This is a genomic window from Polynucleobacter sp. Adler-ghost, assembly GCF_018688495.1.
GTDB lineage: Bacteria > Pseudomonadota > Gammaproteobacteria > Burkholderiales > Burkholderiaceae > Polynucleobacter.
In genome coordinates this window covers 1,600,132-1,613,179 of the sequence record NZ_CP061320.1, presented here as the reverse complement: position 1 = coordinate 1,613,179, position 13,048 = coordinate 1,600,132, and the positions used below count along the sequence as shown (strand labels likewise).

11 protein-coding genes and 1 other RNA gene are annotated in these 13,048 nt (G+C 47.2%); 7 read left to right on the top strand and 5 right to left on the bottom strand.

Annotated features, from left to right (window positions below):
- Window positions 1–32: 32 nt before the first annotated feature.
- Window positions 33–455 (bottom strand): VOC family protein, encoded by a 423-nt coding sequence (locus ICV89_RS08395; protein ID WP_215308141.1) that lies wholly within the window; start codon window positions 453–455, stop codon window positions 33–35.
- Between the two features lie 109 nt (window positions 456–564).
- On the opposite strand from ICV89_RS08395, the gene ICV89_RS08390 reads away from it, so the two are divergent.
- On the top strand, window positions 565–1,554 hold the full coding sequence (locus ICV89_RS08390) for a tripartite tricarboxylate transporter substrate binding protein (protein WP_215308139.1): 990 nt from the start codon (window positions 565–567) through the stop codon (window positions 1,552–1,554).
- 32 nt (window positions 1,555–1,586) lie between these two features.
- Window positions 1,587–3,338, top strand: a complete 1,752-nt coding sequence (locus ICV89_RS08385) for an IlvD/Edd family dehydratase (protein WP_215308137.1) — start codon at window positions 1,587–1,589, stop codon at window positions 3,336–3,338.
- Between the two features lie 81 nt (window positions 3,339–3,419).
- Here ICV89_RS08385 and ssrA read toward each other — a convergent pair.
- From ssrA to ompA, 4 genes are all read right to left on the bottom strand, one after another.
- Window positions 3,420–3,778, bottom strand: a transfer-messenger RNA (tmRNA) gene (gene ssrA / locus ICV89_RS08380).
- Window positions 3,779–3,847: 69 nt separating this feature from the next.
- Window positions 3,848–4,525 carry an HAD family hydrolase gene (locus tag ICV89_RS08375; RefSeq protein WP_215308136.1) on the bottom strand — a complete coding sequence of 226 codons (678 nt, stop codon included), beginning with the start codon at window positions 4,523–4,525 and terminating at the stop codon, window positions 3,848–3,850.
- Window positions 4,522–5,211, bottom strand: a complete 690-nt coding sequence (gene ubiG / locus ICV89_RS08370; protein WP_215308134.1) for a bifunctional 2-polyprenyl-6-hydroxyphenol methylase/3-demethylubiquinol 3-O-methyltransferase UbiG — start codon at window positions 5,209–5,211, stop codon at window positions 4,522–4,524. The genes ICV89_RS08375 and ubiG overlap by 4 nt, the downstream gene beginning before the upstream one ends.
- 100 nt (window positions 5,212–5,311) lie before the next feature.
- Window positions 5,312–5,893: an outer membrane protein OmpA gene (ompA, locus tag ICV89_RS08365; protein ID WP_215308132.1), complete on the bottom strand. Its 582-nt coding sequence runs from the start codon at window positions 5,891–5,893 to the stop codon at window positions 5,312–5,314.
- Between the two features lie 160 nt (window positions 5,894–6,053).
- On the opposite strand from ompA, the gene gyrA reads away from it, so the two are divergent.
- From gyrA to ICV89_RS08340, 5 genes are read left to right on the top strand one after another with little or no spacing between them, the layout of a single operon-like run.
- On the top strand, window positions 6,054–8,777 hold the full coding sequence (gene gyrA, locus ICV89_RS08360) for a DNA gyrase subunit A (RefSeq protein WP_215308130.1): 2,724 nt from the start codon (window positions 6,054–6,056) through the stop codon (window positions 8,775–8,777).
- 31 nt (window positions 8,778–8,808) lie between these two features.
- A complete protein-coding gene (serC, locus tag ICV89_RS08355) occupies window positions 8,809–9,906 on the top strand; it encodes a 3-phosphoserine/phosphohydroxythreonine transaminase (RefSeq protein ID WP_215308129.1) in 1,098 nt (365 codons plus the stop codon).
- The gene (pheA, locus tag ICV89_RS08350) at window positions 9,906–11,000 is read left to right on the top strand and encodes a prephenate dehydratase (RefSeq protein ID WP_215308128.1); all 1,095 of its coding nucleotides are present in this window, start codon (window positions 9,906–9,908) and stop codon (window positions 10,998–11,000) included. Before serC ends, pheA begins: the two co-directional genes overlap by 1 nt.
- A complete protein-coding gene (hisC, locus tag ICV89_RS08345; RefSeq protein WP_215308126.1) occupies window positions 10,997–12,127 on the top strand; it encodes a histidinol-phosphate transaminase in 1,131 nt (376 codons plus the stop codon). Before pheA ends, hisC begins: the two co-directional genes overlap by 4 nt.
- A 32-nt stretch (window positions 12,128–12,159) precedes the next feature.
- Complete coding sequence (locus ICV89_RS08340; protein WP_215308125.1) at window positions 12,160–13,041, top strand: prephenate dehydrogenase/arogenate dehydrogenase family protein; 882 nt, start codon at window positions 12,160–12,162, stop codon at window positions 13,039–13,041.
- Window positions 13,042–13,048: the final 7 nt, after the last annotated feature.

The window sequence follows — 13,048 nt, the reverse complement described above, 5'->3', positions numbered from 1 at the left end:
TAACTTGTACTCAGTTTTTCTATCTCAGCCAATTATTTAGCAAATAGCTGGCTGGGATCCTCAAATGCCTTGAACTCCAAGGCATTACCGGCAGGATCGAGAAAGAACATGGTAGCCTGCTCACCCACTTTTCCTTTAAAGCGAATCTGTGGCTCGATGATGAATTTCATGCCACTGCTGCTTAATCTATCCGCCAATGCATGCCAATCTGGCATTGTCAGCACCACCCCAAAGTGTTTTACGGGAACTTGATGTCCGTCAACCTCATTTGAGGCTGCATGATTGCATTCTTCAGGTGCTAGGTGGGCAACTAATTGGTGTCCAAAGAAGTCAAAATCAATCCATTCATCAGAGCTGCGACCTTCCGCGCAACCTAAGGTGCTACCGTAAAAAGTGCGAGCTGCTTCCAGGTTATCTACGGGAAAAGCCAGGTGAAAAGGTTGAATATTTGACATAGCGGTCCTTGGCAAGATGTGGAATTGAACTCAGTAAGCTTAAATGGATGTGGTGACAAAGTTTAGTATATTGAGAGCATAAATATAAAACTGTGACACGGAGACAAAAATGATCACTTTTCAATTAGGTAAGCTTTGCCGTTCTATTGCCCAGGCAACGCTCATCCTGAGTTTTTCTGGTTTGGTGCATGCCGCTTATCCGGACAGGCCAATCAAACTCATCGTGCCCTATCCTCCTGGTGGAGCTACTGATGTGATTGGACGAATTCTAGCTAAGAATTTAGGCGAATCTTTGGGTCAGCAAGTATTGGTTGAGAATCGCGGTGGAGCTGGTGGCAATATCGGTGCAGAAGCGGTAGCTAAGGCTAATCCAGATGGTTATACCTTGCTAATGGGCGCAGTCACCTCACATTCCACTATGGCTACGCTTGAAAAGGGCAAGCTTCGTTACGATCTTCTGAAGGATTTCACTCCAGTCATGATTGTGGGTTCAGTACCTTTGGTGGTGGTAGTTAACCCCAATGTTCCTGTAAGAACCTTAAAGGGCTTGGTAGATTACGCAAAAGCCAATCCAGATAAATTAAATTACGCCTCCTCTGGTGCAGGCGCACCGCAGCGAATGGGTGCAGAAATTTTTCAAAAAGAAGCGGGTCTCAAAATCACGCATGTGCCCTACAAGGGTAGTGGTCCAGCTATGACCGATTTAGTTGCAGGACAAGTCAACATGATGGTAGAAACTGTTCCAGCTGCATTACCGTTTATCAATGCTGGGCAATTGCGTCCCTTAGCGGTGACAACGGCAAAACGCATTTCGATGCTGCCTGATGTTCCTACGACTGCTGAATCTGGTATGCCTGCACTGGAAGTGAGTTCTACCTTTGGTGTTTTGGCGCCAGTCGGTACACCCATGTCTATCGTTGATCAGTTGAATAGCGCTATCGCTAAACTATTACTCAATCCTGAGGTGAAGGAAGCGTTCCTAAAGCAGGGCGTTTATGCTGCAGCACCATCCAAGCCTAAGAAATCAGCCGAGTTGCTAGCTGCTGAAGTCAAGCGTTGGGAAAAAGTTATTAGAGAAGCTGATATCAAAGCTGAGTAAGCACCATTTATTTTTAAGTTAAAGAATGATTTATGACAAGTAATGCTAATCAAGAAAAAAAGCAGCCTACAGAAAGTGGCTTGCGTAAGGGCTTAACCAGTTATGGCGATAAAGGCTTCTCCTTGTTTTTGCGTAAGGCATTTATTAAGGGCGCTGGCTACACCAATAGCGCCTTAGATCGCCCCGTCATTGGCATTATTAATACTGGCAGTGCTTATAACCCCTGTCACGGGAACATGCCGCAACTGATTGAGGCTGTAAAACGTGGCGTGATGTTGGCTGGTGGCCTACCGATGGATTTCCCCACCATCTCGATTCATGAAAGCTTTGCCGCTCCTACTAGTATGTATTTGCGTAACCTGATGTCAATGGATACGGAAGAGATGTTGCGGGCTCAGCCAATGGATGCGGTGGTGATGATTGGTGGTTGCGATAAAACTGTACCGGCGCAAATGATGGGCGCTGCTTCTGCGGGTCTCCCGGCAATTCAGTTGATCACGGGTTCGATGTTGACAGGCTCTCATCGAAGTGAGCGTGTGGGTGCATGCACTGACTGTCGTCGTTATTGGGGAAAATTCCGCGCTGGCGAAATTGATGAAGCTGAAAAAGATGAAGTGAATGACCAATTGGTAGCTAGTGTAGGGACCTGCTCAGTGATGGGCACTGCTAGTACGATGGCCTGCATCTCTGAAGCCCTCGGCATGACTGTTCCTGGTGGAGCAACACCACCTGCAGTCACTGCGGATCGCATACGGATTGCAGAAGAGACTGGTACTCGTGCTGTTCAAATGGCAAAAGATGGCTTAACGATTGATAAGGTATTAACAGCAGATGCTTTTGAAAACGCGATGCGTGTTTTATTAGCGATTGGCGGCTCGACTAATGGCATCGTACATTTAGCTGCTATCGCTGGTCGCATGGGCCTAGAGATTGACTTGGATGCGCTCGATAAGATGGGTGATGAGACGCCAGTACTGGTGGATTTGAAGCCCTCTGGTGATCACTACATGGAGAACTTCCATGATGCTGGTGGTATGACCACGCTGCTACGTGAGCTTAAGCCTTTATTAAAATTAGATGCCATGACGGTAACGGGTCGCACTTTAGGTGAAGAGATTGATGCAGCCCCGCCAAGCTTTAAGCAAGAGGTAGTGCGCAAGTTCGATAATCCGATTTATCCACGTGGCAGTATTGCGGTCTTGCATGGCAACTTAGCGCCCGGCGGTGCCATCATTAAACAATCAGCAGCTAATGAAAAACTCATGGAGCATGAGGGTCGCGCTGTTGTTTTTGAAAACAGTGAAGACCTTGCCAATCGTATTGATAGTCCAGACTTAGATGTGACGGCAGATGATATTTTGGTACTGAAGAATATTGGCCCGAAAGGCGCACCTGGTATGCCTGAGGCTGGGTATATTCCGATTCCAATGAAGCTTGCTCGTGCTGGCGTAAAAGATATTGTGCGAATTTCTGATGGACGCATGAGTGGTACAGCGTTCGGAACCATTGTGTTACACGTGACTCCAGAGGCCGCAGTAGGTGGGCCGCTGGCATTTGTAAACAATGGTGATCGTATTCGCTTGAGTGTGAAGAATCGAGAGATTAGTTTGTTGGTCTCTGAGGAAGAGTTAGCCAAGCGTGCAAAAGAGAATCCAGTAATAGAGCCCACTGCAGAGCGTGGCTATCTCAAACTATTCTTAGATACTGTTACGCAAGCAGACAAGGGCGTTGACTTTGATTTCTTGAGAGCAGTGAAGATGGTGGGTAAAACACCAAAGCGTTAAATCAATCAACACGAAGAAAAAATAGAAACAAAGACTAACGCCACCCTAGTAGGTGGCGTTAGTCTGTTACATACTTCAAAATGGTGGAGTCGGCGGGAATCGAACCCGCGTCCGCAAATCCTCTACAACAAGTTCTACATACTTAGTCATATCATTTAATTTAGCTAGCTAGTCACAGACTGACATGTTCCACGCTGGCGATTCACTAAGTTTTCGAATCATTCCCCGTGACATGAAATGATCTTATCTCTTGTAAATGACCCTGATCTAGCTTTCGCTAGCTGACCCAAGAGAGAATCAGTTCAGGGGCAACCGCAATTAAGCGGCTAGTGCGAAACGTTCGTCGTTTGCAGTTATTACATTCCCATTGATTTACGAGATAACGGGTCCTCGGTATGCCCTTGATGCTTTGTAATCCACGTCGAAACCATGTCGACCCCGGAGTTCTTGCATAGGAAACTCTATTTTAAGGTGCTTACCCCTAAATTGCTTGTTATCTTTTTATCTCCCTACTGCGGGAAGATGATTTCCAGGAGTTCTTTTGGGTGGTGCACGAGATAATCCGCACCCCAGGCCTCTGGAGGCTCCTCACAGCCACAATATCCATAGGCTGCTGCAATCGTCTTCATACCCGCTGCCTTGCCTGCCACGATGTCTCTGATGTCATCGCCGACATATACCGATTTGGTCGGGTCTACATTGGCGAGTCTAGCTGCGTGCAAGATGGGCTCAGGATGGGGTTTTGAGTGAGGAGTGGTATCGCCAGAAACTGTTGATACTGCTCTTTGTCTCAAGCCCATTAACTCAGTTAAGGGATTGGTAAAGCGCTCGCTTTTATTGGTAACAATGCCCCAAGGTAGTTTTGCGCCATCCAATTGATTAAGCAAGTGATCGATACCATCAAAAATGACACTATTGACCATGAGCGCTTTTTCATAGTTTGAGAAAAACTCATCTCGAAGTGGAATGAAATCCGGGTGATCGGTCTCAATCCCAAATGCTCCTCTAATCAGTCCACGAGCCCCTGCAGAAGCACGGGGACGCAATACCTCATATTGCATGGGTGGAAGATTGCGTGCGATGAGGAGCTGGTTTGCGGCTGCAACAAGGTCTGGAGCTGTGTCAGCAAGGGTGCCATCTAGATCAAAAAAGATGCCCTTGTAAGGACTTACTAACCTGCTACTCATTTACGCACGGCAATCATATAGTTCACATCAACATCATCACCAAGGCTATAGACCTGAGTGATGGGGTTGTATGTCATTCCCTTCATGCCGAGCATGTCTAATCCGGCGTGACGAGTAAATGCAACTAATTCAGAGGGTTTGATGAATTTGGCGTATTCGTGAGTGCCCTTGGGGAGTAGTCGCAGGATGTATTCAGCGCCAATAATGGCAAATAAGTAAGACTTAGGGTTGCGGTTCAGGGTACTAAAAAAGAGGGTGCCGCCTGGCTTGCAGAGATTTGCACAAGCTCGAACCACAGAGGCTGGGTCTGGAACATGCTCGAGCATCTCCATGCAGGTCACAACGTCGTACTGTTCTGGCTCTTCCTCGGCTAGTGCTTCAGCTGAAATGGAGCGGTATTTGAGGGTGGCGCCCACCTCTAGTGCATGTAACTCAGCGACTTTGAGGGCTTTTTCGGATAGGTCGATGCCACAGGTATCAGCCCCTGACTGCGCAATTGACTCCGCCAGAATTCCGCCACCACAACCGACATCCAGAACCTTCTTGCCTTGAAGGTCAACAAAAGACTTGATCCAATTCAGGCGCAGGGGGTTAATGGCATGCAGAGGCTTGAATTCGCTGTGGGGATCCCACCAGCGATGGGCTAGGGCACTAAATTTGGCGATTTCAGATTGATCGACGTTCATAGGAATAAAAGCGCAGGAAGCGCGTTGAGGTAAGTGAATTACGAATATAGCGGAAATAAAAAAGCCCGGCAGAACCGGGCTTTTTTACAAGTAAAAAGAATTACTTAACTGCAGCTGTACCAACAACTTCGATGTCGGTGCGGCGGTTCTTAGCGCGGCCTTCAGCAGTTGCATTGCTTGCAACTGGATTGCTCTTGCCTTTTGATTCTGTGTAAATACGGCTACCGTCAACACCTTTGCTTACTAAGTAAGCTTTAACTGACTGAGCACGACGCTGGCCGAGAGCCATGTTGTAAGCATCAGTACCAACGCTATCAGTGTTACCAACAGCAATAATTACTTCTAATTTGATTTTGCTTAAATCTTTAGCGATTTTGTCTAAAGTTGCTTGACCTTCTGCCTTCAATGTTGCTTTGTCGAAGTCATAGAGTGTGTCAGCTTGCAAAGTGATCTTGCTTTGGCTTACGCCAGATGTAGCAGCAGCCCTAGGAGCCAAGAAACCATCGCAACCTTTAGCTGCAGTTGCAGGAGTCCAGCTGTTGTCACGCCAGCACAATGTGCCGTCGCCGTTTTTCCAAGTAATACCGGTTGAGTTGACCCAGTTGTCAACGTTTTGAGCGGAAGTAGCAGTAGCAGCAACAGTGATTACGCCAGCAAGTACCAGTTTTAGGGTTTTGTTCATTTTTAGTCCTCAAAAATCTCTTTTTTAATTAAAGTCAAACTTAAATGTAATTCGCCCTACTTTGAAGCAAAAAACCGCAAAGCGACACATCTCAATTTCGTACAAACTGACAGAATCTTAGCATAGGGGCTATCAGTCATCAAAATGATATTATTTCTAAATGGAACAAGCCGCTAAAGAAACACTACCAATATCCCTAGAAGACGAAATGCGGCGGTCCTATTTGGACTACGCAATGAGCGTCATTGTCGGCAGAGCCCTGCCAGACGTACGTGACGGCCTCAAACCGGTTCATCGCCGGGTCTTATTCGCGATGTATGAATTAAACAACGATTGGAACCGCGCTTACAAAAAATCTGCCCGTATAGTTGGCGATGTGATCGGTAAATACCATCCACATGGCGATTCTGCGGTCTATGACACCATTGTTCGCATGGCCCAGGACTTCTCTCTGCGCTATATGCTGGTTGACGGACAGGGCAACTTTGGCTCCGTAGACGGTGATAACGCTGCTGCAATGCGTTATACCGAGATCCGTCTTCGTAAGATTGCCCATGAGTTATTGGCCGATTTGGACAAGGAAACCGTGGATTTCGGGCCAAATTACGACGGTAGCGAGAAAGAGCCCCTGATCCTTCCTGCAAAAGTGCCTAATTTGCTGATTAACGGCAGTTCTGGCATTGCCGTGGGTATGGCGACCAATATCCCTCCTCATAACCTGGATGAGGTAGTTACAGCCTGTTTACACGTATTGCACAACCCAGAATGCTCGATTGATGAGTTGATTGAGATCATTCCTGCCCCGGATTTCCCAACTGCCGGAATTATTTATGGTGTTCAAGGGGTTCGTGAGGGCTATCGCACTGGCCGTGGCCGTGTGGTGATGCGCGCAAAGACCCACTTTGAAGATCTCGACAAGGGCGCTCGTCAGGCCATCATCGTGGATGAGTTGCCATACCAAGTCAATAAAAAGAACTTGCTCGAGCGTATTGCTGAGTTGGTGAATGAGAAAAAAGTAGAGGGCATCTCCGATCTCCGAGATGAGTCTGACAAGTCAGGTATGCGCGTAGTCATTGAGCTCAAGCGCGGTGAAGTGCCTGAAGTGGTTCTCAATAATTTATATAAGAGCACTCAACTGCAAGATAACTTCGGTATGAATATGGTGGCCCTGGTGGATAACCAGCCGCGCCTATTGAATCTGAAGCAAATGCTGGAGTACTTCTTGCAACACCGTCGCGAAGTAGTGACGCGTCGTACGATTTTTGAATTGCGCAAGGCGCGTGAGCGTGGCCACGTCTTAGAAGGTTTGGCAGTTGCATTGGCAAATATTGATGAATTTATTGCCATCATTAAAGCTGCTGCAAACCCAGTGGTTGCTAAGCAAGAGTTGATGAGTAAGGCTTGGGACTCCTCCATGGTGCGCGAGATGTTGGCACGTGCGGAGACGGATACCCCGGGCGGCCGCAATGCCTACCGCCCTGAAGGTTTGTTACCGGAGTACGGTATGCAAACTACTGGCCTGTATCGTTTGTCTGATAGCCAAGCACAAGAAATTTTACAGATGCGTTTGCAACGTTTGACTGGCCTTGAGCAAGACAAGATTGTGAATGAGTACAAAGATGTGATGGCGGAGATTTCGGATTTGCTCGACTTACTCGCCAGGCCAGAACGTGTCACTCAAGTCATTGAATCCGAGTTGAAAGAAGTTCAAGCGGAATTTGGTATTGCTGGTGGTGACTCTGGTCGTCGTTCATTTATTGAAATGAATGCAACCGAGTTGTTCACAGAGGACCTGATCACTCCGCAAGATATGGTGGTCACACTTTCTAACACTGGTTACATGAAGAGTCAGCCTCTGAGTGAATACCGTGCGCAAAAACGAGGTGGTCGTGGCAAACAAGCTGCAGCTACCAAGAACGAAGATTGGATTGAGACACTTTTCGTTGCGAATACACATGACATCATTTTGTGCTTCTCCGATCGTGGCCGTATGTATTGGCTCAAAGTATGGGAAGTTCCACAAGGAAGTCGTAATTCACGCGGCAAGCCAATCGTGAATATGTTCCCCTTGATTGAAGGCGAAAAGATTACGGTGATTCTCCCGATTAAGGGGTATCAAGATGATCATTACGTATTCATGGCAACAAGCTTGGGTACAGTGAAAAAGACGCGTTTGTCTGACTTCTCTAATCCACGTAAGGCCGGAATTATTGCTGTCGATTTAAATGAAAACGACTTCTTAGTTGGTGCAGCGATCACTGACGGTCAGCATGATGTGATGTTGTTCTCCGATGCTGGTAAAGCAGTGCGCTTTGATGAGAATGATGTGCGTCCAATGGGGCGTACGGCGCGCGGTGTGCGCGGTATGAACTTGGGTGAAGGCCATCAAGTAATTGCTATGTTGGTTGCTCCAGCTGAAGCTGCTGAAGGTGCCGAAGTGGCTGTTGTTGATGCGAATGGTCTCGCAATTCCGAGTAGCGTACTCACTGCAACAGAAAATGGTTTTGGTAAGCGCACTCCGATTGGTGAATACACCCGTCATGGTCGCGGTACCAAAGGCATGATTGCGATTCAGACAACTGAGCGAAACGGAAAAGTCGTTGCCGCTGCTTTGGTATCTCCTGAAGATCAAATTATGCTGATTACTACTGGCGGCATTTTGGTGCGCACTCGTGTTTCAGAGATTCGTGAAATGGGGCGCGCAACACAAGGCGTCACTTTGATCAACGTTGATGAAGGTACACGTTTGTCTGGCTTGCAGCGTATTGCTGAAAGCGATTCTGATGATGAGAATGATTTGGATGATGTTGAAGACGGTGAAAGTGGAGATATTTCCGCCGATCCAGCGCTTGGTTCCAACTCTGATCAAGCTGGCGATGCCTAATTGGCATCCATTCAAGGTTAATTAACCCATCATGACGTTTGACCGCCGCATTTTCAATTTCGCTGCGGGACCTGCTACCTTGCCTGAAGAGGTATTGAAGCAGGCTGCTGCAGAGATGTTGAATTGGCAGGGCTTGGGTGCAAGCGTCATGGAAGTGAGCCATCGGGGCAAAGAGTTCATGGCCCTGTATGAGGAGGTATTGCAAGACTTACGCACCCTCATGGGCATTCCGGATTCCTATGAAATATTGATGCTTCAAGGTGGTGGATTGGGTCAGAATGCTGCCATCCCCATGAACCTGATGCCCTTAGCCAAGAATGGTCCAAAGGCAGATTTTTTAGTAACTGGCATTTGGTCAGAAAAGTCTTATAAAGAAGCAGATAAGTATGGTGTTGCTCATTTAGCAGCTTCTTCAGCAGCTGAAAAATTCAATACGATTCCTGCAAGATCTACTTGGCAACTATCAGATGATGCTGCTTACGTTCATTACTGTGCGAATGAAACTATTGGTGGCGTAGAGTTTCCATATGTACCTGATGTCAACGGCAAGCTCTTGGTCGCTGATATTTCTAGCAATATCCTATCTAGAGAAATCGATGTCACAAAATGTGGCGTCTGGTTTGGTGGCGCACAAAAAAATATTGGCCCATCGGGTGTAACGATTGTGATCGTACGCAAAGACTTGATGGGTCACGGTATGAAAATTACGCCATCGATTTGGGATTGGTCTAAACAAGCGGCAACTGACTCCATGTTAAACACGCCGCCTACTTTCTCGATTTATATGGCTGGACTAGGCTTTAAGTGGTTACTGAAGCAGGGTGGTGTAAAAGCGATTGAGAGCCGTAATCAAGAAAAAGCGGATTTGCTATACAACTTCTTGGATCAAAGCGGTCTTTACGAAAATCGCATTCCTAAAGAATATCGCTCTCGTATGAATGTCACCTTCTTCCTAAAGGATGAAAATTTAAACGCCCAGTTTCTCGAGCAATCTAATGTGGCAGGCTTAGTTGCATTGCGCGGCCACAAGGCGGCAGGCGGTATGCGCGCCAGTATTTACAACGCAATGCCACTAGAGGGCGTCAAGGCCTTGGTGGAATTTATGCGTGACTTTGAAAGGCGTGCCTAATGAGCTCCAAAGACCCAAGTACAGAAGAACAGCGACTAGCGCCAATTCGCGACAAAATCGATGCACTGGATGCGCAGATTTTAGATTTGTTATCACAGCGCGCAAAAGCTGCTCAAGAGGTTGGCCACATAAAAGGTGGGTTTTCGTCACCAGTATTTAGGCCTGAGCGTGAGCGTCAAGTTGTTGCGCGCCTACAAGAGCTCAGCAAGGGCCCCTTGTTACCTGATGGTATTGCGGCAATTTGGCGTGAGGTTATGTCGGCTTGCCGTGCCTTAGAGGCTCGTCAGACGATTGCCTATCTCGGACCAGTAGGAACATTTTCAGAGCAAGCGGCTCAAACCTATTTTGGCCACTCGATTGCGGGTCTTCCTTGCAATAGTTTGGATGAAGTATTTAAAGCGGTGGAGAAGGGTGCAGCGCAGTTTGGGGTTGTGCCTGTAGAAAATTCTAGTGAGGGTGCGATTTCAAGAACCTTGGACTTGCTTCTAGATTCACCGATGCGGATTAGCGGTGAAGTGGTGCTACCTATTCGTCACCATCTGCTAACTAAGAGCGGTAACTTAGATGGCGTGACCACGGTTTGCGCTCACGCCCAAGCTTTAGCGCAATGTCAGCAATGGTTGAGTGTGCATGCGCCTCAATTGAAGCGCCAGGCAGTCAGTAGCAACGCTGAGGCAGCGCGTATGGCTTCTCTGGACCCCAGCTTGGCAGCAATTGCTGGAGACCCTGCGCAAGAAGCTTATGGATTGCAGGCTGTGGCTGCGCAGATTCAGGATGATCCACACAACCGTACCCGTTTTGTAGTGGTTGGAACTTATGAGTGTCAGCCTACCGGCAAAGATCAAACATCTCTGGTGCTATCAGTGGATAACCAACCAGGTGCAGTACATCGTTTATTAGAGCCTTTAGCTAAGCATGGCGTTTCCATGAACCGCTTTGAGTCTCGTCCTGCTCGCAAGGGAACTTGGGAGTACCACTTCTATATTGATGTAGCAGGGCACGCTGAAGATGCAAAAGTAGCTAAAGCCTTGGAAGACTTAAAAACGACAGCTGCTTTTTATAAAAACCTCGGCTCATATCCTCATTCAGCATGACATCAAAATCTAATATCGGTTTAAAGCATATCCATGCGATAGCGCCCTATGTTGGCGGGCGACCTATCAGTGAGGTCGCGCGTGAGTACGGCCTTGATGAAAACAAGATTGTCAAATTAGCTTCCAATGAAAATCCATTAGGCATGCCAAAGTCGGCGCAAGACGCGATGCTCAAGGCTGCGAGTGACTTAGGTCGCTATCCAGACTCTAATGGTTTTGAATTAAAGAATGTTTTGTCATTACGTTTAGGCGTTCCAGCGGATTGGATTACCTTAGGCAATGGCAGTAATGATATTTTGGAGTTAGCTGCACGCGCAGTAGCTCAAGCTGGCGATGAGGTAGTTTTCTCCAAACATGCCTTTGCGGTATATCCATTGGCAACACAAGCAGTTGGTGCTAAGGCGATTGAAGTGGCTGCAACTGCAATGTATGGTCATGATCTGCGTGCTATGTTGCAAGCAGTTAAAGCCTCAGGTGATAAAGCTAAGTTGGTGTTTGTGGCCAATCCAAATAATCCGACTGGTAGCTACTTAAGCGCTAAAGAGATCGAGGATTTCTTAATGGCTGTTCCTGCTCATGTGGTGGTCGTATTGGATGAAGCTTATAACGAGTACCTTGCCCCAGAAAAGCGCTATGACGCAATTGCTTGGGTGAAGCGTTTTCCCAATATGATTTTGTCGCGAAGCTTTTCTAAGGCATATGGTTTGGCAGGTTTACGAATCGGATATGGTGTGGCTCAGCCTGCCTTAACGGATTTACTCAATCGCATCCGTCAGCCATTTAACGTTAATAGTCTTGCACAAGCCGCAGCGATCGCAGCGTTCCAAGATTCTGCTTTCTTGCAGCAAGGCTTTGAATTGAATCGCACTGGTTTAGCTCAACTTACTCAAGCATTTGATGCGCTTGGCTTAACTTATCTTCCATCAGCAGGTAACTTTGTATTGGTGAAGGTTGGCGAGGATGATGGTGCTGGTGCTCGCATTAATTTAGAGTTGCTTAAGCGTGGCATTATTGTTCGTCCAGTTGGCAATTACGGTTTGCCACAATGGTTACGTATTTCCATTGGCTTGCCTGAAGAGAATGCAGCTTTTATTGATGCTCTTAAAGATATTTTGGCGCAACGTTAATTCAACGCCAATTAGACAAATTTCATAAGCCAATGGCCATCATTAACCCATCCAGTAATTACGGTACCGTCGCGATTGTTGGCGTTGGTCTCATTGGTGCTTCCTTAGGTCTTGCATTAAAAAAAGCGGGCGTGGTCAATCAGGTCTTAGGTGTCGGCCGTAGCGCCCCTAATTTAGATCAAGCCCTCAAAATGGGCGCTATAGATGCTGTAGTTGAACTGGCTGAGGCGGCTAAGCAATCTGACGTGATTGTGTTGTGTATGCCAGTAGCGCAAATGCGCGCAGCCTTTGAAACCATTGAACCTCATCTCGAGCCTAGAACAATGATGACAGATGCGGGCAGCACTAAGGGCGATGTGATTTTGGCTGCTAAAGAAGTATTGGGTAAAAAAGCTTGTCAGTTTGTACCGGCGCACCCGATTGCTGGTGGTGCACAACATGGTGCTAGCGCTGCGAAAGCAGATTTATTTGCAGGTAAGCAAACCATTCTTTGTCCCTTACAGGAAAACTCTCCACAAGATACAGATCTAATCGAAGGCTTTTGGCAGTCAGTTGGCTCGGTTGTTAAAAGGATTTCTTGTGTTCAGCATGATGCGATTTATGCAGCAGTCTCTCATTTACCGCATCTATTGTCTTATGCATTAATGGCTAGTGTTGTGAACTCAGAAGATGCCGATCAAAAACTCAGTCATGTGGGCGCAGGCTTTAAAGATTTCACGCGTATTGCAGCTTCGAGCCCAGAGATGTGGCGTGATATTTGCCTGGGTAATCGCACTGCAGTTCTTAAAGAGCTTGATCAATATTTGCTCATCGTGAGTCACATGCGTAAATTAATTGCTGAGAATGATGGTGCAGGCTTGGAGAAGTTATTCAACAAGGCCAGCAAAGCACGCCAAGATTTGGATGGGCTTTGATGAGTGG

What these genes read in the sequence shown, in the direction of transcription:
- ICV89_RS08395 (WP_215308141.1), bottom strand. Translation starts at nt 455, where the DNA reads ATGTCAAATATTCAACCTTTTCACCTGGCTTTTCCCGTAGATAACCTG.
- ICV89_RS08390 (WP_215308139.1), top strand. Translation starts at nt 565, where the DNA reads ATGATCACTTTTCAATTAGGTAAGCTTTGCCGTTCTATTGCCCAGGCA.
- ICV89_RS08385 (WP_215308137.1), top strand. Translation starts at nt 1,587, where the DNA reads ATGACAAGTAATGCTAATCAAGAAAAAAAGCAGCCTACAGAAAGTGGC.
- ICV89_RS08375 (WP_215308136.1), bottom strand. Translation starts at nt 4,525, where the DNA reads ATGAGTAGCAGGTTAGTAAGTCCTTACAAGGGCATCTTTTTTGATCTA.
- ubiG (WP_215308134.1), bottom strand. Translation starts at nt 5,211, where the DNA reads ATGAACGTCGATCAATCTGAAATCGCCAAATTTAGTGCCCTAGCCCAT.
- ompA (WP_215308132.1), bottom strand. Translation starts at nt 5,893, where the DNA reads ATGAACAAAACCCTAAAACTGGTACTTGCTGGCGTAATCACTGTTGCT.
- gyrA (WP_215308130.1), top strand. Translation starts at nt 6,054, where the DNA reads ATGGAACAAGCCGCTAAAGAAACACTACCAATATCCCTAGAAGACGAA.
- serC (WP_215308129.1), top strand. Translation starts at nt 8,809, where the DNA reads ATGACGTTTGACCGCCGCATTTTCAATTTCGCTGCGGGACCTGCTACC.
- pheA (WP_215308128.1), top strand. Translation starts at nt 9,906, where the DNA reads ATGAGCTCCAAAGACCCAAGTACAGAAGAACAGCGACTAGCGCCAATT.
- hisC (WP_215308126.1), top strand. Translation starts at nt 10,997, where the DNA reads ATGACATCAAAATCTAATATCGGTTTAAAGCATATCCATGCGATAGCG.
- ICV89_RS08340 (WP_215308125.1), top strand. Translation starts at nt 12,160, where the DNA reads ATGGCCATCATTAACCCATCCAGTAATTACGGTACCGTCGCGATTGTT.